The 20325-nt window shown below is 54.5% G+C and carries 20 protein-coding genes; 9 read left to right on the top strand and 11 right to left on the bottom strand.

The features are described 5' to 3' along the window. Positions 1–17: 17 nt before the first annotated feature. Positions 18–1628, bottom strand: coding sequence for an MBL fold metallo-hydrolase RNA specificity domain-containing protein (locus tag C8273_RS11850; protein ID WP_106627910.1), 1611 nt, complete (start codon positions 1626–1628; stop codon positions 18–20). Between the two features lie 167 nt (positions 1629–1795). Here C8273_RS11850 and C8273_RS11845 point away from each other — a divergent pair, with 167 nt between their 5' ends. Genes C8273_RS11845 through C8273_RS11835 form a run of 3 tightly spaced genes read left to right on the top strand, consistent with a single transcriptional unit; the run spans position 1796 to position 3289 of the window. Beyond that, positions 1796–2083 carry a nucleotidyltransferase family protein gene (locus C8273_RS11845; RefSeq protein ID WP_106627909.1) on the top strand — a complete coding sequence of 96 codons (288 nt, stop codon included), beginning with the start codon at positions 1796–1798 and terminating at the stop codon, positions 2081–2083. Next, on the top strand, positions 2073–2426 hold the full coding sequence (locus C8273_RS11840) for a HepT-like ribonuclease domain-containing protein (protein ID WP_106627908.1): 354 nt from the start codon (positions 2073–2075) through the stop codon (positions 2424–2426). The genes C8273_RS11845 and C8273_RS11840 overlap by 11 nt, the downstream gene beginning before the upstream one ends. A 2-nt stretch (positions 2427–2428) precedes the next feature. Further along, positions 2429–3289, top strand: coding sequence for an NAD(P)-dependent oxidoreductase (locus C8273_RS11835; protein ID WP_106627907.1), 861 nt, complete (start codon positions 2429–2431; stop codon positions 3287–3289). A 106-nt stretch (positions 3290–3395) separates the two neighbouring features. On the opposite strand, the gene C8273_RS11830 is transcribed toward C8273_RS11835, so the two are convergent. The 6 genes from C8273_RS11830 to C8273_RS11800 all read right to left on the bottom strand — a co-directional run bounded on the left by C8273_RS11830 (position 3396) and on the right by C8273_RS11800 (position 9884). Then, positions 3396–4082 carry a thiamine phosphate synthase gene (locus C8273_RS11830; RefSeq protein ID WP_199821105.1) on the bottom strand — a complete coding sequence of 229 codons (687 nt, stop codon included), beginning with the start codon at positions 4080–4082 and terminating at the stop codon, positions 3396–3398. Positions 4083–4171: 89 nt separating this feature from the next. Next, positions 4172–4705: a rubrerythrin gene (gene rbr / locus C8273_RS11825; protein ID WP_106627906.1), complete on the bottom strand. Its 534-nt coding sequence runs from the start codon at positions 4703–4705 to the stop codon at positions 4172–4174. Between the two features lie 319 nt (positions 4706–5024). Then, positions 5025–6650 carry an FAD-dependent oxidoreductase gene (locus tag C8273_RS11815; RefSeq protein WP_199821109.1) on the bottom strand — a complete coding sequence of 542 codons (1626 nt, stop codon included), beginning with the start codon at positions 6648–6650 and terminating at the stop codon, positions 5025–5027. 111 nt (positions 6651–6761) lie between these two features. Continuing rightward, positions 6762–7343 (bottom strand): alkyl hydroperoxide reductase subunit C, encoded by a 582-nt coding sequence (gene ahpC, locus C8273_RS11810; protein WP_106627904.1) that lies wholly within the window; start codon positions 7341–7343, stop codon positions 6762–6764. A gap of 202 nt (positions 7344–7545) precedes the next feature. Then, entirely contained in the window at positions 7546–8685 is a 1140-nt protein-coding gene (gene nspC, locus C8273_RS11805) for a carboxynorspermidine decarboxylase (RefSeq protein ID WP_106627903.1), read from the bottom strand. Continuing rightward, on the bottom strand, positions 8685–9884 hold the full coding sequence (locus C8273_RS11800; RefSeq protein WP_106627902.1) for a saccharopine dehydrogenase family protein: 1200 nt from the start codon (positions 9882–9884) through the stop codon (positions 8685–8687). Before C8273_RS11800 ends, nspC begins: the two co-directional genes overlap by 1 nt. Positions 9885–10245: 361 nt before the next feature. On the opposite strand from C8273_RS11800, the gene C8273_RS11795 reads away from it, so the two are divergent. From C8273_RS11795 to C8273_RS11775, 5 genes are read left to right on the top strand one after another with little or no spacing between them, the layout of a single operon-like run. Beyond that, on the top strand, positions 10246–11475 hold the full coding sequence (locus C8273_RS11795; protein WP_106627901.1) for an FAD-dependent oxidoreductase: 1230 nt from the start codon (positions 10246–10248) through the stop codon (positions 11473–11475). Positions 11476–11528: 53 nt separating this feature from the next. Continuing rightward, positions 11529–11834: a hypothetical protein gene (locus C8273_RS11790; protein ID WP_106627900.1), complete on the top strand. Its 306-nt coding sequence runs from the start codon at positions 11529–11531 to the stop codon at positions 11832–11834. Further along, positions 11831–13333: an anthranilate synthase component I family protein gene (locus tag C8273_RS11785; RefSeq protein ID WP_106627899.1), complete on the top strand. Its 1503-nt coding sequence runs from the start codon at positions 11831–11833 to the stop codon at positions 13331–13333. Before C8273_RS11790 ends, C8273_RS11785 begins: the two co-directional genes overlap by 4 nt. Continuing rightward, positions 13317–13922, top strand: coding sequence for an anthranilate synthase component II (locus tag C8273_RS11780; RefSeq protein ID WP_106627898.1), 606 nt, complete (start codon positions 13317–13319; stop codon positions 13920–13922). Before C8273_RS11785 ends, C8273_RS11780 begins: the two co-directional genes overlap by 17 nt. After that, on the top strand, positions 13889–14701 hold the full coding sequence (locus tag C8273_RS11775) for an HAD-IIB family hydrolase (RefSeq protein ID WP_106627897.1): 813 nt from the start codon (positions 13889–13891) through the stop codon (positions 14699–14701). Before C8273_RS11780 ends, C8273_RS11775 begins: the two co-directional genes overlap by 34 nt. A gap of 61 nt (positions 14702–14762) precedes the next feature. Here C8273_RS11775 and C8273_RS11770 read toward each other — a convergent pair whose 3' ends face one another. The 4 genes from C8273_RS11770 to C8273_RS11755 form a co-directional block, all read right to left on the bottom strand. Beyond that, positions 14763–16043 (bottom strand): porin, encoded by a 1281-nt coding sequence (locus C8273_RS11770; RefSeq protein WP_106627896.1) that lies wholly within the window; start codon positions 16041–16043, stop codon positions 14763–14765. A 236-nt stretch (positions 16044–16279) separates the two neighbouring features. Further along, positions 16280–17113: a polysaccharide deacetylase family protein gene (locus C8273_RS11765; protein WP_106627895.1), complete on the bottom strand. Its 834-nt coding sequence runs from the start codon at positions 17111–17113 to the stop codon at positions 16280–16282. A 139-nt stretch (positions 17114–17252) separates the two neighbouring features. Further along, positions 17253–17744, bottom strand: a complete 492-nt coding sequence (locus C8273_RS11760; protein WP_106627894.1) for a hypothetical protein — start codon at positions 17742–17744, stop codon at positions 17253–17255. A gap of 114 nt (positions 17745–17858) precedes the next feature. After that, on the bottom strand, positions 17859–19295 hold the full coding sequence (locus C8273_RS11755; RefSeq protein ID WP_106627893.1) for a carbon starvation CstA family protein: 1437 nt from the start codon (positions 19293–19295) through the stop codon (positions 17859–17861). A gap of 229 nt (positions 19296–19524) precedes the next feature. On the opposite strand from C8273_RS11755, the gene C8273_RS11750 reads away from it, so the two are divergent. Further along, entirely contained in the window at positions 19525–20322 is a 798-nt protein-coding gene (locus tag C8273_RS11750; RefSeq protein WP_106627892.1) for a sulfite exporter TauE/SafE family protein, read from the top strand. The last annotated feature ends 3 nt before the right edge of the window (positions 20323–20325 follow it).

Below are 20325 nucleotides of genomic sequence, written 5' to 3'. Positions count from 1 at the left end.
GTAAAAAGAAATTCTGCTCAGATGTTGTACGGAGCGGCGAGTTTCTTGAAGTAATTGCGCGCCTTCTGCATCGTACGGATGATCGGCTCCATGAGCTTCGGCTGACGTACAACCGTGCGGATAATCGCCTTGCGCAGCTGACGATACTCCGCATCGAAGTCGCGCATGACATCCTCCATCTCCGCTTCGACCGAAACCGATGGGATATTCGACGGGATGAGGTTCGCACTCCGCCCCTGCATCGTCACGATATCGCCGAGGAATGGTGCATAGACCTCAAGCCCGAGCTGCTCCTGTATGCGCTCCTTGAGCGCCTCCTGTGCCTGCCCTTCGCCGTGAACGAGGAACACCTTCGCGGGGCGCGGCGCACTGATCGAACGCATCCAGTCAACGATCTGCTCTGCGTCCGCATGAGCAGAGAAGCCATCGAGCACTTGAATCTGCGCCTTGACAGCAATCTCCTCACCGAGCACGCGCACGCGCTTGATGCCGTCGACGAGACGCCGTCCGAGGCTTCCCTCCGCCTGATAGCCGACGAAAAGGATCGTGGACTCCGGCCGCCAGAGATTATGCTTGAGGTGGTGCAGCACACGCCCCGCATCCGCCATGCCCGAGGCGGAGAGGATAACCGCCGAGCCTTCGGCGGAGTTGAGCGCACGCGACTCCGCCGCCGTCTCCGCAATGCGTACCTGCGGGAACGCAGGAATCGTCCCCTGCTCTCCAAAGAACGCGATTGTCTCCTCGTCAAAGTCCTCATAGTTCTTGAGAAAGACGCGTGTTGCCTGGATTGCGAGCGGACTGTCGATGATGATGGGAATATCGTCGTCGAGCCGTCCCGCCTTCCAGAGATTGTAGAAGTAATAGAGCAGTGTCTGCGTCCGCCCGACGGCAAAGGACGGAATGATGACGTTTCCACCGCGATCCATCGTGTCGCGGATCACCTCGAGCAGTGCCGTCTCCTTGTCATAGTCGCGGTGAATGCGGTCGCCGTAGGTGGACTCGACGAACAGGAAGTCTGCCCCCGCAATCGTCTCGGGATCACGCAGAATCGGCTGATTTGGCTGACCGAGATCGCCCGAAAAGACAAGCTTTGTCTCCTGCCCGTTCTCCTCCACCACGATCTCAAGAATTGCAGAACCGAGGATATGCCCGGCATCGCGGAAGGTGAGCTTCAGATCATCTACCTGCAGCGTGGACTGATAGGCGACGGGTTCAAACAGCTCAAGCGCGGCAAAGGCGTCCGCCTGTGTATAGAGCGGCGTGATGGGCGCCTCGCTGCGACGCGCATTCTTGCGGTTCATGAGCTCCGCGTCGCTCTCCTGAATGTGCGCCGAGTCCGGCAGCATGATACGGACGAGGTCACAGGTCGAGCGCGTTGCATACACCTTACCGCGAAAGCCCTCGCGCACGAGCCGCGGAATGCGTCCGCAGTGGTCAATATGCGCGTGCGTCAGAAAAACAGCCTCGATCTCGGCGGGATTGAATGGAAAATCCTCGTAGTTCATCTCGCGCAGACGGCGTGTTCCTTGGTACATACCGCAGTCTATGAGATAGCTGTGATCCCCCACATGAAGCAGATAACATGATCCCGTGACGACATGCGCTGCGCCCAAAAATTCGAGCCGCATAAAATATCCTCCCTCCAAATTTATATATTTTCTCGTATCACTCTTATGATTATAAAATTCGGAATCCATCAAAAAAGTCCTTCATTTTCATTTACATTTTCCATGTTTTGATTTATCCTAAATATAAGGCACACACAGAACAAGGAGCCTTGAGAGGAGGTATTGCTATGCTGTCCATTCCAAGGATACGGGAGTGCATTGCTCCCGTATGTAAAAAATACCCCATCCGAAGAGCCTATCTCTTCGGCTCGTATGCGCGTGGCAATGCCACGGAGAAAAGTGATGTGGATCTTCGTATTGAAGGGGATATTAAAAGTTTCTTCATGCTTGGCGGTATCTATTCAGAACTCTCTGATGCACTGGGTACAGAACTCGATTTGCTGAGTAGGCTCCCTGATTCGGAGGCGTTCAAGGAAAATCTAAAGAAAGACGAGGTTTTGCTCTATGAACGATAGGGATCGTCGTATTGTTGAGCATATCCTACGGCATTGTGAGGAAATCATCGAGACTGTAGATCGTTTTGATTTCTCGAAGGAGAACTTCAAACGCGATCATGTTTTTTACAATGCCTGTTCTATGGCACTTTTTCAGATTGGTGAACTGTCCAAGCGGATATCCGAGAAGTTCAAAAACACTCATACAGAAGTCCCTTGGGCTGAAATGAGGGGCATGAGAAATCTCTTTGCGCACGAATATGAATCGGCAGATAAGGAACTGCTGTGGGAAACGATCACAAAAGATATTCCTAAATTGAACAAACAACTGCAAGAAATCTATTCATACAATATGGAGGGGTAATCATGAAAAAAATTGGATTTATCGGACTTGGCATCATGGGTGCAGCGATGGCGGGACATCTGATGGACGCGGGCTATGAACTCAGCGTCTACAACCGCACGAAGTCCAAAGCAGATGAGCTCGTCGCACGCGGCGCAAAGTACTGTGACAGTCCTGGTGCGTGTGCTCGCGGGCAGGACGCCGTCATCACCATCGTCGGCTATCCAAAGGATGTGGAGGAGGTCTATCTCGGCACAGACGGTATCCTCGCAAATCTCAGAGAGGGTGCATATACCGCCGATATGACAACCTCCTCCCCCGCACTCGCCGAGCGTATCTACGCAGAGGCAAAAAAACGCGGCATCCACGCGCTTGATGCCCCCGTCACGGGCGGTGATATGGGCGCGCGGAACGCCACGCTGAACATTCTCGTCGGCGGTGACGAGGATGCGTTCAATGCCATGCGCCCCGTCTTTGCAGCGATGGGCAAGAACATCGTCTACGAGGGCGCGGCAGGCGCGGGACAAAAGACGAAGGCGGCCAATCAGATCGCCATCGCGGGCGCACTTGCGGGTGCGTGCGAGGCATTTGCCTACGCGCGCGCCGCAGGGCTCGATGTAGAAAAGGTCTACGCTTCCATCTCGGGCGGCGCGGCGGCGAGCTTCCAGATGAGCAACATGGTACGCATGGCGCTCGACTGCAACTTCGCCCCCGGCTTTATGATAAAGCACTTCGTCAAGGATATGACAATCGGTGCCGAGACGGGAAAGGAATACGGTGCAGTGCTTCCCGTTCTCGAGCAGGTGCTCCGCGAGGCACGCGCCATCGAGGAGCGCGGCGGTGGGGCTGACGGCACGCAGAGCCTGCTAAAATATTACGAATGAGTGATATGCTGTAATGCGTGTCCCTCACGAACACCTCGTTACGCAATCGGTCGGGACATCGCACCACCAAGAGCATCTTTAGAGAATCAAAACAGTAGATGCACCTCTACGCATTCCATAAACGCACCAACTCCTCCGCAGCAGCATAGGGATGCTCCGCGCCCGTGACGGCACTGATGACAAAGAAGCCCTCGACGCCCGTTGCCTTGAGCGCAGGCAGATCTGCCGCCTTCACCCCGCCGCCCACGACGACGGGCACAGGACTGATGCGGTGAAGTTCGGCGAGTTCCTCAAAGCTGTGCGTCACGATCTCGCCCGAAGCGGTACGTCCCGCCTCGGGCTTTGTTGGTGTCGCGTGCAGAGGACCCGCGCCGAAGTAGTCAATGCACGCAGTATCACAGTGCGCCGCATAGTCGAGCAGTTCCGTCGTCGGTGCAGAGAGTCCGACAATCGCATCTGTACCGAGATACTTCCGGCAAACATCAACGGGGATATCTGTCTGCCCGACGTGCACACCGTCCACTTTGATCCCTTGCTCCCGCGCCGCGAGCACGACATCCAGACGGTCGTTTACAACGAGTGCCACAGCATCCGACTTCTCCTGTGCGGCGATCACATCCGCTGCTGCACGCGTGAGATCGATAATCTCGCGTGCGTCCGCCCCCTTCGCGCGGATCTGGACAAAGGTGAACCCCGCACGTATTGCCTCCGCGATCACGCGCACCACGGGGCGCCCATGTGTATTCTCAGGACCGATCACAAAATAGGCGGACAAGTCAAATTTCCTGCGCATATATATCATTCTCCTATCAATAAAAGGGGGCTGTTGCACGAAGCTAGAAAACTTCGTGCAACAGCCCCTTTCCGTCAAAGCCGTATGGCTCAGTAGTTCTGTACAAGCTGCTGGAAGAAGGACTGCGGATGCTCACAGACTGGGCACTTCATCGGTGCCTTCGGACTCTCGCAGACATAGCCGCAGTTGAGGCACTGCCAGATGATTTTCTCATCGCGTGCAAACACCGTGCCCTCATCCACCTTCTGCAGGAGGAGCTTGTAGCGGGCATCGTGCTCCTTCTCGATCTTGCCGACGGCATCAAAGAGGCGTGCAATCTTGTCGAACCCCTCCTCGCGCGCCACACGCGCAAACTCGGGGTACATGCTCGTCCACTCCTCGTTCTCCCCGGAGGCGGCATCCGCAAGGTTTGCCTTCGTATCGCCGACACCGTGCACGAGTTTAAACCAGATCTTTGCATGTGCCTTCTCGTTGACCGCCGTCTCGTTGAAGATGTTCGAGATCTGCGTGTAGCCGTCCTTCTTCGCCTGCGACGCGTAGTAGAGATACTTCGTGTGCGCCTGCGATTCGCCGGCAAATGCCGCCCAGAGGTTCTTCTCGGTCTGTGATCCCTTGAGTTCCATAATGCTCTCCTTTGCTATAATAAAGGAATCGCTGATAAAATGAAGTCCGTCAGATTGGCGTAGATTTTTTCGTCCGATTGAGGCAGCAAACCGGACGCATAGCCAAAGCTATGTGGAGGATTTGCTAACGAAAAGCGGGCAAAAAAGATGCGCTAAGATGGCGTGGCTGAATTTATCAGTGCTTCCTAAATACACAAAATATATCAGTCGACGCAGATGCCGTCCCTCTATGCCTTGCTCAGGGGCACAGACAGCATTCGCTCGGCGCGATGGATGGGAAAGGCAGTAATTGCCCAGCACTCCACCGCTGATTATCTTATCAACGTTTGACTAGAATATCAACGATCTCGTCAATATTTTTCTTGCCGAAGTATAGTTTTTCATCCACAATCATGCAGGGAACACTCATGATTTTATACTTCTCCTTCAGCTCTGGGAAGTAGCGGATATCATAGATGTCCGCACACACGTCTGTGCGCGCTGCCGCAATGCGCTGCACGGCTGCCACCACATCGGGACACATTGTACAGGAAAGCGACATGAGCACCTTGACCTTGGCTGGTGCGGAAATCTGCTCCATCTTTGCACGCGTCTCGTCACGCAGCTCCTGACCTGGCCCCGCTACATTGTAAAGTGCGAGAATGAAGGAGTTAAACTCATGCCCCCCCGGAACGGCGTGGAACGTGATGCCGCTCGGCGTGCCGTCACCATGCAGGAACTCGATGCCCGGCGCACCGTCCGCATCGGCACGTTCCTCATAGCTGACCTTGTCCGTGAGTCCTGCGAACTCATCCATAAAGCCGCGCAGCTCACGCGAGAGATCGCCGTCGTCATAGTGTCCGACAATTTTGACCGTGCTCTCAAATTTATCAAAGACCGCCTGCAGCTGCTCGCGAATCTCGGCAGAGATGAAGTTCGTTTCATTCCCCTCGGACGATTCCTTTTCGATGGAGCTCTTGCGCTGCTCAAAACGCTTCGCATCCACCTCGGCACGCGCAAATGCAGGCAGGTTCAGACGGTCATGGAGAGCTGCTGCATGGCGCTCTGCCGCAACCGCAGAGACCGCACCGTCCGAGACAGCCGTTACCACCTGACGGAGTGTCTTGATGCAGACATCGCCCGCCGCAAAGACCCCCTTGACATTCGTCTCCTTCTCCTCGTTCGTTATGATATAGCCCTGCTCGTTCAGAGCCACCTGATCGCGGAAGAGTCCCGTATTCGGCACATAGCCTGCAAAGACAAAGACGCCGAACGTCTCTCCTTCCTTCGCCATGTAGTGCTCGATCTTACCCGTCACCTCGTCGCGGAAGTCGGCGTAGGAAATCATCGTCTCTCCGCCGACGCGCTCTACCACTGTATTGAAACGAACCTTGATGTTCGGATAGTTTGCAAGCGCGTCCACTGCCGTCTGCGGTGCACGGAATTTATCGCTGCGCACAAGGATCGTGATCGATTTGCCGTAGCGTGAGAGGAACATGCTCTCCTCCACCGCCGCAAGCCCGCCGCCGATGACGAAGATGTCCATCCCCGTAAAGAACTCGGCATCACAGGTCGCACAGTAGGCAACGCCGCGCCCCTGAAACTTCTTCTCGCCATAAAAACCGACCTGACGCGGATTCGCTCCCGTTGCAAGGATGACACTGAGCGCCTCCACTGTACCCGCCGTTGTCTCAAGCTCCTTGATGTCCTGATCGAGCTTCAGGCCGATGACCTCTGCCTCGACGAACTCCGCGCCAAAGCCGCGTGCCTGCTGCTCCATCTGCGCCGCGAGTTCGGAACCGCTGACCTTCCCCGTGCCGGGATAGTTCACGACATCGGCGGTAATCGTGATCTGTCCGCCGACCTTCTCCTTCTCGATGACGAGCACCTTGCATTTTGCACGCGCCAGATAGATCGCGGCAGAAAGGCCTGCCGGGCCGCCGCCGACGATGACGGCATCATACATTTTGTCCACCAAATCACCTCGTTTACGTTTCATGGGGAACTACCGACGAATCGGCACCTCCATAGGAAAAGCACTTCGCGCGTGCTGCCGCGAAGTGCCCTTGATACCGTCTTAGAGTTTGCCGACGAGGTCGAAGGTCGGCTTGAGGGTTTCATCGCCCGGCTTCCAGCGTGCGGGACAAACCTCATCGCCGTGCTCTGCGACGAACTGGAGTGCCTGCACCTTGCGGAGAAGCTCCTGCGCATTGCGGCCAACATTGCCCGCGCTCACCTCATAGGAAACGATCTTGCCCTCAGGGTTCACAACGAACGTGCCACGCTCGGAAAGACCGACATCCTCAATGTAGACATCGAAGTCGCGTGCGAGCTTTGCCGTCGGGTCTGCGAGCATCGGATACGTGAGCTTACCGACGCGCTCAGAACTCTCATGCCATGCCTTGTGAACGAAGTGGGAGTCACAGGAAACAGCGAAGATCTCGCAGCCAAGCTTCTGGAACTCTGCATACTGATCCTGGAGGTCAGCCAGCTCCGTCGGGCAGACAAACGTGAAGTCCGCCGGATAGAAGAAGAACACGCTCCACTTGCCCTTGAGATCCGCCTTCGTGAAGGTGACGAAATCGCCCTTTGCGTCTCCTTCCTTCTTCAAAAAAGCCTGTGCCGAAAAATCGCTGATTTCCTTGTTGATGAGTGACATTGAATATCCTCCTTTGATGAAAACCAATCGTCCTCCTGTCGGACGATTGCGTGTGTCCTTATGATGGATGTATCATAGCACATGAATTTTTTCATGTCAATAGAAATTTATACTTTTTAATAACTGTTTTTATTTATATAGATGTCGTGTCAAAAAGTCCCATGATCCAAAAAAAAGAACCGCCATCACAGCGGTTCCTCTCTCAGAGCCTCATCTTGAAATCATCGTAGCCGAATTCACGCACAATCTCCCACTCTCCGGAGGGTGAAACGGCAACGATGTTCGGCAGGGGCATTCCGTTGAACGTATTGTTCTTCACCATCGTATAGATCGCCATATCGCCAAAGGCGACACGGTCGCCCACGACAAGCGGCGTGTCAAAGGAGTACGTGCCGATCCTATCACCCGCGAGACAGGTCGGCCCCGCAAGCGTGTAGGTATGCGTCTTCTCCCCTGCCTCACCCGCGCCGACGACAGGCGGACGATAGGGCATCTCAATGACATCGGGCATGTGACAGGCGGCGGACGTGTTCAGAATGACATTCCCATCCGTCTGCACGTCAAGCACCTCGGCGACGAGGAAGCCCGCATTGAGAGCGACCGCCTCGCCCGGTTCGAGATAGACTGCAACATCGTACGTCTCCTGTACGTGACGAATCAGTCTTTTGAGCAGCGGAATGTCATAGTCCGCACGCGTAATGTGATGCCCGCCGCCGAAGTTCAGCCACTTCATGCCGTGGAGGTATTTGCCAAATTTCTCCTCAACAGCTTCAAGCGTCGCCGCCAAGGCATCCGCCCCCTGTTCGCAGAGCGTATGAAAATGCAGACCATCCAATCCCTCAAGCAAATCCGCACGGAAATCCGCGATCTTCACGCCGAGGCGTGAGTTCGGCGCACACGGATCATAGATCGCATGCTCCTGCGTCGAGCGCTCGGGATTGATGCGGATGCCGCAGGACGCGCCCGCTGCACGCGCCGCCGCACCGAACCGCTCCCACTGGGCGAACGAGTTGAATACAATGTGGTCGCAAATCGCCGCGAGCCGCGGAATCTCGTCCTCCTCGTAGGCGGGCTTAAAGACGTGGTTCTCCTTGCCCATCTCCTCCTGCGACAGCCGCGCCTCATAGATGCCGCTCGCCGTTGTACCCGAGAGATAGCGCCCAATCAGCGGATAGTAGTGATACATGGAGAAACATTTCTGCGCGAGGAGCACCTTGGCTCCCGTATCCTCTGCAATTTCCGCGAGGATTTTAAGGTTTTTTTCCAGCAGCTCTTCGTAGACGAGGTAGGAAGGAGTGGGAACCTCTTCCCACTCCGTTCGCCATTCTGCACGCGCCGCCATCAGTCCACCAGCACCGGGTTATGGCTCTCCTGCCACGGCAAGCCCCAGGCATTCAGCGCGTCCATGAACGGATCGGGATCGAACTCCTCGACGTTGAACACGCCGGGACGGCGCCACTTGCCCGTCATCACCATCATCGCACCGATCATCGCAGGCACGCCCGTCGTATACGCGACGGCCTGTGAGCCGACCTCGGCGTAGCACTTCTCATGATCACAGACGTTATAGAGATAGTAATTTTTGTCCTTGCCGTCCTTCTTTCCGCGGAAGATGCAGCCAATGTTCGTCTTGCCTTTTGTGCGCGGGCCGAGGCTCGCGGGATCGGGCAGCACCGCCTTGAGGAACTGCAGGGGGATGATCTTGTGCCCCTCGAAGTCAATCGGCTCGATCGAGGTCATGCCGACGTTCTCGAGACAACGCAGATGCGTGAGATAGCTCTCACCGAATGTCATGAAGAAACGGATGCGCCTCACGCCCTTGATGTTCTTCGCGAGTGACTCGAGCTCCTCGTGGTGAAGGAGGTACATATCCTTTTGCCCCACCTCGGCAAAGTCGTAGACACGCTTGATCTCCATCGGCTCTGTCTCGACCCACGCGCCGTTCTCCCAGTAGCTCCCCTTTGCCGAAACCTCACGGATGTTGATTTCGGGGTTGAAATTCGTCGCAAATGGATAGCCGTGGTCGCCGCCGTTGCAGTCGAGGATATCGATGTAGTTGATCTCATCAAACTCGTGCTTCATCGCGTATGCACTGAATACGCCCGTCACCCCGGGATCAAATCCCGAGCCGAGAATCGCCGTCAGCCCCGCCTCGCGGAAGCGATCTGCATACGCCCACTGCCAGCTGTACTCGAACTTCGCCGTGTCCTCCGGCTCATAGTTCGCCGTATCGACATAGTGCACGCCCGCCGCAAGGCACGCATCCATAATATGCAAATCCTGATATGGGAGCGCAAGGTTGAGTACGACATCCGGCTGAAACTTACGAATGAGCGCAGTCAGTGCTGGCACATCGTCCGCATCAATGGCGGCGGTCTGAATCTTTGTCCTGCCGCCGTCCAACTTTTTCTTCAGCGCATCGCATTTTGATTTCGTACGCGAGGCAATGAGGATTTCCTCAAAGACCTCCGGATTCTGGCAACACTTGTGCACGGCAACGCTCGCGACGCCGCCCGCTCCAATAATCATCGCTTTTCCCATGAAAACGCCTCCTTATCAATGTGTCTATCATACAACAGGAAAAGGGTCACTGCAAGTGCAGCGACCCCCATTGGCATTTTTATCGTTTACAGCTTGAACTTCTTCGTCTCATCTGCAAGTTTCTGCGAGAGGTTCAAGAGGCTCTGCGTCTCATCCTCCATCTGGCGGATGCCAGCAGTAATCTCCCTCACGCCGTCGCCGAGCTGCTGAATCGCTGCAGTAATTGAAATAAATCAATAGCACTGCACAAAGTGGCTCTTTTTCTTTCTGCCTATGACAGCGGAATGGAATTGTGCTATAATGAGCAACGTGTATACGTATTTTAAGAGACAATGGAATGTAACGAAAGGAATCATCAACAATGGCCGTTCACGTCATTAACGAGGCACGACGGTGTCTTCAGTGCAAGAAACCGCTCTGCCGCATCAAGGGCTGTCCCGTGCAGACCAATGTCCCGGAGATGATCCGCCTGTTCCTCGACGGAAAGATCAACGAGGCGGGCGCGATGCTCTACGACAACAACCCGATGAGTGTCTTTTGCTCTCTCGTCTGCGACCACGATGCCCAGTGTGAGGGCAACTGCATCCAGGGGCGACGTGGAGCACCGATTCAGATCTCGAGCATTGAGCACTACATCTCGGATACCTATCTCGACAAGCTCGTACTCACACGCAAGTCCTACAACGGACACAACGTCGCAGTGATTGGCGCGGGACCCGCCGGCATTGTCGTCGGCGTAAAGCTTGCACAGGAGGGCTACGGCGTCACGATCTTCGAGCGTATGCAGAAGATTGGCGGCATGCTTCGCTATGGCATTCCGGATTTCCGCCTGCCGCCCTCGACGATTGACCGTTACGAGGAGAAGCTCCGCACACTTGGCATTCACATCCGCCCAAACACGACAATCGGCGGTGCACTCAGCGTAGACGATCTCTTCCGCGACGGCTATGAAACAATCTTCATGGGAACAGGAGCTTGGCGTGCAAAGAGTCTCGGCATCCACGGCGAAACACTTGGCAACTGCCACTATGCGGTCAACTACCTCCAGAATCCAGATGTCTACCGCCTCGGCGACCGCGTCGCCGTCATCGGCTCGGGCAACTCCGCGATGGATGTGGCGCGCACGGCAATTCGCAAGGGCAGCCGCTACGTCACAATCTACGCACGGCGCAATGGAATCTCAGCGAGCGAACGCGAGCTGGAGTACGCCCTGATGGACGGCTGTGAGATCCAATATGGCAAGGGCATTCACTCCGTCACCCCCGAGGGGCCGATGATGTATGACCGCGTCTTTGATGAGGATCAGAATCTCATCAGTGAGGGCGAGCCCTACCTCATTCCCGCCGATAGTACGGTCATTGCGGCAAGTCAGGCAGCAAAGGACAAGATTGTCCGTTCGACGACAGGCATTACGCTCAACGAAAAGGGGTTGGTCAAGGTCGACGAAAACGGCATGACGGAACGCGAGGGGGTATTTTCGGCAGGTGATGTCGTACTTGGCCCATGGAATGTCGTGCAGGTGGTCAAGGATGCGAAGCACGTCGCAGAGGCGATGATTCGTTATATGGAAGAACGCGGCGCAAAGGCGTAATCAGAATTGGCAGAGGTCGCAGCCGCCGCATATTGAAAGAAAGGGAGACAGCTATGAGCATGAATGATCGCGAGATCACCGATCTCGTCAGGCAGATGGCTGCACCGCCGAAGCCCCCCACCTACGGAGAGGCAGACGTGGAGGAACTCGTACGGATGCACGCGGGCGGACGCCACAAGATGCGCAGCGAGGCGGAGATCCTTGCGCGCTACAACCTCGGACGCCAGCAGTACAAACAGCTGAAGTTCAGCCGTGAGAACAACCGCGAGCAGCAGCAGATGCTCTATGCCGAGCTCAAAGTACTCGGTTGGGTGCTCGGTCGCAAGGAGAGAGATGTCGTCATGGAGATCAACAAATGAAGCTGAGTTTGAGCAAAGAGGAGTTTATCGCAGCCGCAAAGACAGCAAATCTCATTACCGTATCAACTGAGCTGACAATGGATCTCGATACTCCCGTATCCATCTACTACAAGCTCGTCGGCGAACATCAGGGTTACATCATGGAGTCCGTCGACACGACGCAGCAGCAGTTTGGGCGCTACTCGTTCATCGGCGGAGAACCGTTCGTACATCTGCAGGTCTTTGCAGACAAACTTCTCATCAATGAAAATGGTCTGATGAAGAGCATTGCGGGCGCACCGCACGAGACGATGAAGACGTTCGCCGCACGCTTTACCCCCGCCGCTGCAGACGATGAGGCGTTACCGCTCGTACACGGTGGATTGGCTGGCTACTTCACATACGAAACAGCAGCGACGTTTGACCGCGTGCGTGGCGTACATTTGGGCGGTGAGCATCTCCTTGGTCAATTCATGCTGTGTCGCTATCTTGTTGTCTACGATGCCCTACGCAACAGCGCACAGCTTCACTACCTCGCAGATATTCGTGAAAACGGCGATCCAGACGCACTTTACGAACAGGCTGCAGAGCGTCTTTCCGCCATGCGGGAGCGCCTTGCTTCACCATTCACGCCGCCTGCGACAAATATAACGCGACGTACAGAATCCGTAGACTTTATGGCGCGGTACGGAACGCCGCCCGCCGCGTTCCTCGAAACCGTCCGTCGCATCAAGGAACATATCTATGCGGGCGATATCTTTCAGGCAGTACCTTCCTTCCGCTTCCGTGAGAAGATCACGCGTCCCCCATTTCTATTTTATCGACGGCTGCGGCAGGTCAATCCATCTCCCTATATGTTCTACTACAATTTCGGAGAGATAAAACTGGTCGGAGCATCCCCAGAGATGCTGGTCAAAGTATCGGGCAGTACGGTCTATACCTATCCCATCGCCGGCACAAGGAAACGCGGCAAAACGGACGAGGAGGACGCGCTGCTCGCAACGGAACTGCGCTCCGACGAGAAAGAGTGTGCCGAACACGCCATGCTTGTGGATCTTGCACGCAACGACCTCGGACGGATCAGCACGCCCGGCTCGGTGCGCGTGCCAAAGCTCATGGAGGTCGAACGATTCTCCCACGTTTCGCACATGGTCAGCAGCGTCGTTGGAGAGATTGATCCTACCTATACCCCAATGGACGTGCTGCGTGCAACCTTCCCTGCCGGAACCGTCAGCGGCGCACCAAAGCTGCGTGCGATGGAGATCATCCACGAAGAGGAGCACGAAGATCGTGGCTTCTACGCCGGAACAGTCGGCTACATGGACTTTCGCGGAAATATGGATATGTGCATCACGCTGCGCACCATGTGCATCGAAAATGACGATACAGCGATCATCCAAGCAGGTGCAGGCATTGTCAAGGACTCCGTACCCGAGAAGGAATACCTCGAAATTTTACAGAAGGCAAAGGCACTTTTCGAGGTTGTAGAGGAGGTGGAGAACCATGCTGCTTTTGCTTGACAACTACGATTCCTTTACCTACAACGTCTATCAGCTGCTGACAAATCTCGGTGCAGAGGTTGAGGTCGTCCGCAACGATGCGACGACAATCGATGGGATCCGCAAAAAGAACTATGAGGGCATTGTGATCTCTCCTGGCCCCGGGCTTCCAAAGGACGCAGGCATCACAGAGGACATCATACGCGAACTGGGCGGTGAAGTACCGATCCTAGGGATTTGCCTCGGACATCAGGCGATTGGAGAGGTGTTTGGCGGTAAGATTGTCCGCGCACACGAGATCGTCCACGGCAAGGCATCTCCCATCCGTCACCACGGCACGGGTATCTACAAGGGCATTCATGCGGGCACGCGAGTCGCGCGCTATCACTCCCTCATCATCGAGCGAGAGAGTCTCCCCGATGTGCTTGAGATCACAAGCGATCTCGGCGACGGGACAATCATGGGCGTACGCCATAAAACCCTCCCAATCGAGGGCATCCAATTTCATCCCGAATCCATTCTGACCCACGACGGACCGGCGATGATGGAAAACTATCTGATAGGCATTGGGATACTATGTGCGAAAAAAGATACGACGATATCCTTCTGATCAGTGATCTGGACGGTACACTGATTCCGCGCCACGAGATGATCTCCGAGGAGAATAAACGCGCACTCAATGCGTTTGCCGCTGCGGGCGGCATGTTTGCTGCAGCGACGGGGCGCACGCCGGACTCCTCCCTCCCCTATCTTGAGGGGATCACAGTCAATACCCCCAGCATCTTCTTCAACGGAGCCATGCTCAAGGATATCGCGGCGAATCAGGTGCTTGAAACACGCACATTGGACGGTGATCTCTGGCGTACCTTTGCCGCGCGCGTTCTCTACCAGTTTCCGCGCGCCTGCGTCGAAGTCTATACAGAGGAGCATTGCTACATTCTTACCCCCGAAGGGAACGATGATCCGCGCCTTTCCGAAGAGTACTACGATGTGATCCGCACGAGTTTGAAGCGCGTCGAGGATGAGACTTGGCTGAAGTTTTTTATCTGCGATGCACCGATCAATCTCTCGTTTGTGGAGCGTCTTGCAAAAGAGCTGGGCGTTGACAAGGCATCTACCTCTTTCTATTCGCAGGAGAACTACCTCGAATTCGTCCCGCCCGGAACGAGCAAGGGTGCGATGGCAGAGGTTTTAAAAGCAATGCCTGACTGCGCGAGACGACGTATCATCGCCTGTGGCGACTACGAAAACGATGTGGAGCTTCTGCGTATGGCAGATATCGGCATTGCCCCCGAGGATGCATCCAAGGAGGCAAAGGAGGCGGCAGATCGGATCGCTCCACCCTGCCGTGAGCCGCTGATTCCATGGATATTGAGAGAGATATTATAGACACACAAAAAGAGCGCTGCGATTGCAGCGCTCTTTTTGTGCAGAAATTCCGCTGAAAATTTTAGAACGAGAAGTCTACACGCGCAAAGAGCTTGCTGACATCCGTATCTGTAGAGATTTCCTTCCCTTTAAAGTACTCTGCCTTCGCGAGAACGTTCTTGAAGAGAGTATAGCTGGTTCCAACAGCAATTCCCTTCTGATCCGCAGCACCTACATTATAGGTCGGTGCGAAGGAAGCATACTTTCCGAGATGGCGATAAGCAAGGAATAATCCCCAAGAACCCATATCCGACTTCTTGGCTCCCTTATAGCTAAGCTCAATGTTTGCAGACTTCTTATAAATATCCGCTTCTGCGTTCTGTGCATAGGAACCCTTGAGCGCTACATTCTTATCAAACTTATAACTACCACCAATGGTCCAGATATTTGCATTGTCCGCAGCATTGGCATTCTTGTTATAACTGGGAAGCGTCTTGAAATAGTTGCTATTTACATGATGATAACCGATGCCGCCAGTCAGTTGTCCCAGCGTTGTGGTGAGTTCGATGCTCTGATAGTTACCAGCAGCATCCTCCTTCCCTGCCTCCTTGCTAGCAAAATCAGACATACGTCCCGCAGCAATCTTTGCCTTAACGACATTCCCAAATGTTACAATCCCGCCCGAGAAAGCAGTATCGAACACCAAGCCCTCATCTGCAGCGGAAAAAAGATCCTGCTTACCAAGGCGAACATTCAGCTTGCCATAAGTACCATCTGCATAAGCACGGTCAACAACGACTTTATCCTTTCCTTTTTGGGTATCCTTCGTGCCAAAGTCGCCATTATCCGTCCTCATGTTGGTATCTGCCTGAAGACGCGCCCCAACCTTCCAATGATCGTTGACCTCAGCCGTCGGGAAGAGGCGGAAGCGGAGAAGATCCTTGTTCGTACGTGCGCTTCCATCTTTACGTACACTTGAATAGTCATAGCGGAGCAGCCCCGTCCACTTCACCATGTCAGCGTTCTTCTCGAGGTTCGAGACACGAACACCAAGATTGTTCAGCTCATCTGAAAACTCAGCTGCAAGGCGGTCAACAAGAGCACGATCCGATGCGGGCATATCGCTCTTTGCCATCGCCTTGGCGACCATCTGCGCCATCTCATAGCGCGTGATGTTGCGTTCACCACGATACGTACCGTCACCATAGCCCTCGACAACACCGTCCGCAGCAAGCTGCGTCACAGCATCGTATGCCCAGTGATCACGGGGCACATCCGAGAACGGGTTTGCCGCTGCAAACGTCGTGGACGCTGCGCCGACCGTCAGTGCAGCTGCAAGAGCAGCTACCATTGTCTTCTTCATACTGTTTCCTCCTTTGTGGGAAGTTCCCACAACCCATAAAATACGGTGCTGCACACAGGAGGTCAGAGTATCCATGTTTCCTCTCGCTGTTCCCGTCTGCAGTTTTAACATTTGTGATTATAACACAACATTCCCCATGGGGTAAAGAAAAAATACAGAGTACCGTATGATGAATATCACTATACTATATAAATAATAAATGTTCTCATTGAATTACGGAATGTATCAGGGTTTCCTTAATTCCTTATCCATCCATACTGCGTGATATTCGATGTGTAGCGCAGACGGTCGACAAAGTCTGCATTGGTCGCTGCTGTACGAAAGATGGGCACGCGTTCCATCGCGTAGATGTTGCTGCTCCGGTCGACATTTCCATACTTGACCGTAAAGCCGCCCTTATATCCCGCCTCCTTCGCAATCCCAACGATATGCAGATCGTGTGCCCCCGTCGGGTAGGCGATGAACTCAATCGGGTGTCCGAGTTCTGCCTCCGCCTGCTTCTTCGACTCGACGAGTTCCTCGCGGATGCGGTCATCCGGCAGCTCCGGCAGGGGTGCATGCGTCACGGTATGCGACTGCATCGTAATGCCGTTCTGCTCCATCTCACGCAGCTGATCCCAGGTCAGATACCCCTTGCGCTTGCTGACAAAACCGGTGACAATAAAAATGGTCGCCTTGAGGTTATACTTCTTCAAGATCGGATAGGCATTCGTATAGTTGTCCACATAGCCATCATCAAAGGTAATGAGCACCGGACGATCCGGCAGAGTTCCCTGCCCCGCAAGAAAGTCGTAGAGCTCATCAGGTGTAATCGTATGATAGCCATGGTCGACAAGGTACTTCATCTGCCAGTCGAAGTCTGACGGCTCAACCGCAAGCGATATGAACATGGAGTTGACCATGTGATAGTTGAGTACGAGCACCTTTACATCATTCTCTGCCGACGGCAGAGGGGCGGGTGCAGCCTCCTCGTGCGGGTGTCCGACAATGAGCACGACTCCAAGGAGAATGAGAAGAACGGCCATCAGCGACCAAAATTGCCGCCCACCAATCAGCTTCTTCCAATCCATGCCATCCCTCCCGTACATCCATCTTGACCGTGCTTTATTGTACCCAGATTTGAAAGGAAAATCAAGCAAACTTCCTGTGTGTTTTCGCAAAAAAGGACTGCCTCCTGCATGGAAGCAGTCCCCCACTATTACGTGTGCGTTAGTCCTTTGCCCAGACCTCAGCCATGAGATCCTCATACTCATCCTCAAGCTGCTTCACGAGAATCGGCAGAAGCGTGTTTATCATCCGGCTGTCGAATGTCTCATCGGCAAAAGGAATGCAGATATCAAGGTAGATATTGCCGTCCTCACGGAGATAATACTTGAAGATCTTGTACTCCGCATTGAGCTTATTGAGGTATCCCTTAATCCGCTCGACATTATTCACATTGATGCCCGTCGCAACCTGGGTGCGGATAATCGTAAAGAAGCTGTCATCAATGAAGATCGCCATCGGCATAATCTGCTTCTTTGCCTCAATACGCGAGCGAAAGATCGTCGTATGGAACTCGTCATCAAGCGTCTGAGACTCAAAGAACTCAATCTGGTTCTCCTTCAGGAATTCCTGAAATCTCTCTGCCTTCGAGCGCCCCTCGGGAGCAGCCGTCTCCACTGCCTCTTCCTGCACGTCTTTCTCCTCATTTTTCGTCATTGTGTATTTCCTCCCTTATCGTATGAGAACGGTTACCCGCTCGTATATGACTATTGTATCATATATATTTTTTTTTGCAAGAAAAACCGCCATGCAAAAGCACGGCGGTCGGCGTCAGAGCGTTCTCTTACGCAAAATATATGCACGGACGAAGAGTCCTGTAAAGAGAATGGCAAAGCCGATGCCTGCCGGATAGGTGATGCTTGTCGGAAGACCAAATCCCTCGGGAGCCTGCATGAGATAGGTCGTCGTGACTGCTGACATGAAGATCGCGGGTACGAGAGCGAAAACATAGGCATACGAACCCGGCTTATGCAGATAGAGGTATGCTGTGCCCATCCAGAGGGTAATCATCGCAAGCGTCTGATTCGCCCACGAGAAGTAACGCCAGATAATAGAAAAATCCATCTGAGAGAGGACAAGACCGATACCAAGCATCGGAACAGCGATAATAAGGCGCTTCGGTGCCTCCTTCTGCGGGATGTTCAGCCAATCCGCAAGCGTCAGACGTGCAGAGCGGAACGCCGTATCACCGGAGGTAATCGGGCAGGCAATAACACCGAGCATGGCAAGAATTGCACCGATGCTCACGCCGCCGATCCCAATGGCACCCATAAAGCCGTTACAGACCTCATAGACGACACCACCAGGACCCGCCTCCTTGAGTGCCGCACCGAGCCCTGCCGTGCCGTCGTAGAAGGTCGCGCCGGCAGCCGCCCAGCAGAGTGCAATGATGCCCTCAGCGACCATTGCACCGTAGAAGACAGGCCGCCCCATGCGCTCATCTTTGAGGCAGCGCGACATGATCGGCGACTGGGTCGCATGGAAGCCCGAGACCGCACCGCAGGCAACCGTGATAAAGAGCAGCGGCCAGATCGGCAGCTGTTTCGGATGCAGATTCTCAAGCGTCATCTCAGGCATGACGTGCCCGCCGACACCAAAGAGCATGCCGCCCATGATGCCGAGCGCCATGACGATCAGGCAGATACCGAAGATCGGATAAAACCGCGCGATGATCTTATCGATCGGCAGGAGCGTCGCCATCGTGTAGTAGATGAAGATCACGCCGAGCCACAGGAGTACTTCCTGCCCCGTAAGCTTTGAAAGCAGCATAGCAGGTCCCGTCATAAAGACGACACCGACGAGAACGAGCAGGACAATCGAGAAGATACGCATGATCTGGAGCATGATGTGCCCCAGATTCTTACCGACGATCTCCGAGAGGCTCTTGCCGTCCTCACGGAACGAGATCATGCCCGAGAGGTAGTCGTGCACGCCACCGGCAAATATCGTACCGAAGACGATCCAGAGGTAGACACTCGGTCCCCAGAGCGCACCCGCAAGTGCGCCGAAGATCGGGCCAAGCCCTGCGATGTTGAGCAGCTGGATGAGAAACACCTTCCACGTCGGCAGGGGGATGTAGTCCACTCCATCCTCGAGCCGTATCGCGGGGGCAACCTCCCCCGTACGCCCAAACGCCCGGTCTACGATTGTACCATATACAATGTAGCCCACAATGAGCGTTGCAAGCGCACCAAGAAATGTAACCATGTGTTGTCACTTCTTTCTTTAGTATTTACTAAGATTACATGCCGAACCATGCCGGCGCCCTATTCCCTGCCCTCCTTCCTGCAAAGAATCAAAGAAGCTCCCCTAAATAAGTCCCTAACATAGTAAATGGGCTTCTTTGCGCTCATCATATCATAAATACTGCCCTCTTGTCTAATACTTCCTGTATGCTATAATAGGCAATGTATTGATCACTATGGGGGCATGATTTATGGGACTTGATATTCTTCTCTTTCTCGTACTCGGACTCTTTGTCGGCACGTTCGGAACACTTGTCGGCATTGGCGGCGGTCTGATCTGCGTGCCGATCTTCATCTTCTTCCTGTCGGACGGCGGCATCTATCCGTACTTCCACACGGCGGCACAGATCACGGGAACATCACTGGTGATCGTGTTTGCCAATGCTCTCTCAGGGACGCTCGCCTACATCCGCCAGCAGCGCGTCTACTTCCCTGCCGCAGTACCATTTGCACTCGCGACGCTGCCGGGCGCATTCCTCGGCTCGTACATCGTCGACGACTTCACGGGACCGATGCTGTACGTCTCATACGGTTCATTCCTGCTTGTGATGGCACTGCTCATGTATTGGAACGCCACGCACAAGAAACATACGGATGTCCACACGCTCCCTGCAGGCTTCACATTCAACCGCTCGCTTGGCGTTGGCGCAAGCGCGGGGGTCGGCTTCATCTCGAGCATCTTCGGCATTGGCGGCGGCGTGATTCACGTGCCGCTCATGGTCTACCTGCTCGACTTCCCCGTACACATGGCGACAGCGACCTCACATTTCGTTCTTGCCTGTTCGGCAGCATTCGGTGTCATCAGTCACTTCCTGCTCAATCACATCATCTGGACACCTGCGATCTGCATCTCCATCGGTGCCGCTATCGGTGCCCAGATTGGGGCTGTCATCTCGCAGAAGACGAAGTCCAAGGTCATCCTCGTCCTTCTCTCACTCGCAATGTTCGGTCTCGGCGTACGCCTCATCTGGATGAGCGGGATGCTGTAAAAT

The organism is Candidatus Centipeda massiliensis, from assembly GCF_900290285.1.
Taxonomy (GTDB): domain Bacteria; phylum Bacillota; class Negativicutes; order Selenomonadales; family Selenomonadaceae; genus Centipeda; species Centipeda massiliensis.
The sequence above is the reverse complement of the archived record's forward strand: the minus strand, read 5'-3'. Positions and strand labels throughout refer to the sequence as shown.

Bases quoted from the DNA above. Each gene is read 5' to 3' on its own strand.
- C8273_RS11850 (WP_106627910.1), bottom strand. From the start codon at position 1,628: ATGCGGCTCGAATTTTTGGGCGCAGCGCATGTCGTCACGGGATCATGT.
- C8273_RS11845 (WP_106627909.1), top strand. From the start codon at position 1,796: ATGCTGTCCATTCCAAGGATACGGGAGTGCATTGCTCCCGTATGTAAA.
- C8273_RS11840 (WP_106627908.1), top strand. From the start codon at position 2,073: ATGAACGATAGGGATCGTCGTATTGTTGAGCATATCCTACGGCATTGT.
- C8273_RS11835 (WP_106627907.1), top strand. From the start codon at position 2,429: ATGAAAAAAATTGGATTTATCGGACTTGGCATCATGGGTGCAGCGATG.
- C8273_RS11830 (WP_199821105.1), bottom strand. From the start codon at position 4,082: ATGCGCAGGAAATTTGACTTGTCCGCCTATTTTGTGATCGGTCCTGAG.
- rbr (WP_106627906.1), bottom strand. From the start codon at position 4,705: ATGGAACTCAAGGGATCACAGACCGAGAAGAACCTCTGGGCGGCATTT.
- C8273_RS11815 (WP_199821109.1), bottom strand. From the start codon at position 6,650: ATGTATGATGCCGTCATCGTCGGCGGCGGCCCGGCAGGCCTTTCTGCC.
- ahpC (WP_106627904.1), bottom strand. From the start codon at position 7,343: ATGTCACTCATCAACAAGGAAATCAGCGATTTTTCGGCACAGGCTTTT.
- nspC (WP_106627903.1), bottom strand. From the start codon at position 8,685: ATGGCGGCGCGTGCAGAATGGCGAACGGAGTGGGAAGAGGTTCCCACT.
- C8273_RS11800 (WP_106627902.1), bottom strand. From the start codon at position 9,884: ATGGGAAAAGCGATGATTATTGGAGCGGGCGGCGTCGCGAGCGTTGCC.
- C8273_RS11795 (WP_106627901.1), top strand. From the start codon at position 10,246: ATGGCCGTTCACGTCATTAACGAGGCACGACGGTGTCTTCAGTGCAAG.
- C8273_RS11790 (WP_106627900.1), top strand. From the start codon at position 11,529: ATGAGCATGAATGATCGCGAGATCACCGATCTCGTCAGGCAGATGGCT.
- C8273_RS11785 (WP_106627899.1), top strand. From the start codon at position 11,831: ATGAAGCTGAGTTTGAGCAAAGAGGAGTTTATCGCAGCCGCAAAGACA.
- C8273_RS11780 (WP_106627898.1), top strand. From the start codon at position 13,317: ATGCTGCTTTTGCTTGACAACTACGATTCCTTTACCTACAACGTCTAT.
- C8273_RS11775 (WP_106627897.1), top strand. From the start codon at position 13,889: ATGTGCGAAAAAAGATACGACGATATCCTTCTGATCAGTGATCTGGAC.
- C8273_RS11770 (WP_106627896.1), bottom strand. From the start codon at position 16,043: ATGAAGAAGACAATGGTAGCTGCTCTTGCAGCTGCACTGACGGTCGGC.
- C8273_RS11765 (WP_106627895.1), bottom strand. From the start codon at position 17,113: ATGGATTGGAAGAAGCTGATTGGTGGGCGGCAATTTTGGTCGCTGATG.
- C8273_RS11760 (WP_106627894.1), bottom strand. From the start codon at position 17,744: ATGACGAAAAATGAGGAGAAAGACGTGCAGGAAGAGGCAGTGGAGACG.
- C8273_RS11755 (WP_106627893.1), bottom strand. From the start codon at position 19,295: ATGGTTACATTTCTTGGTGCGCTTGCAACGCTCATTGTGGGCTACATT.
- C8273_RS11750 (WP_106627892.1), top strand. From the start codon at position 19,525: ATGGGACTTGATATTCTTCTCTTTCTCGTACTCGGACTCTTTGTCGGC.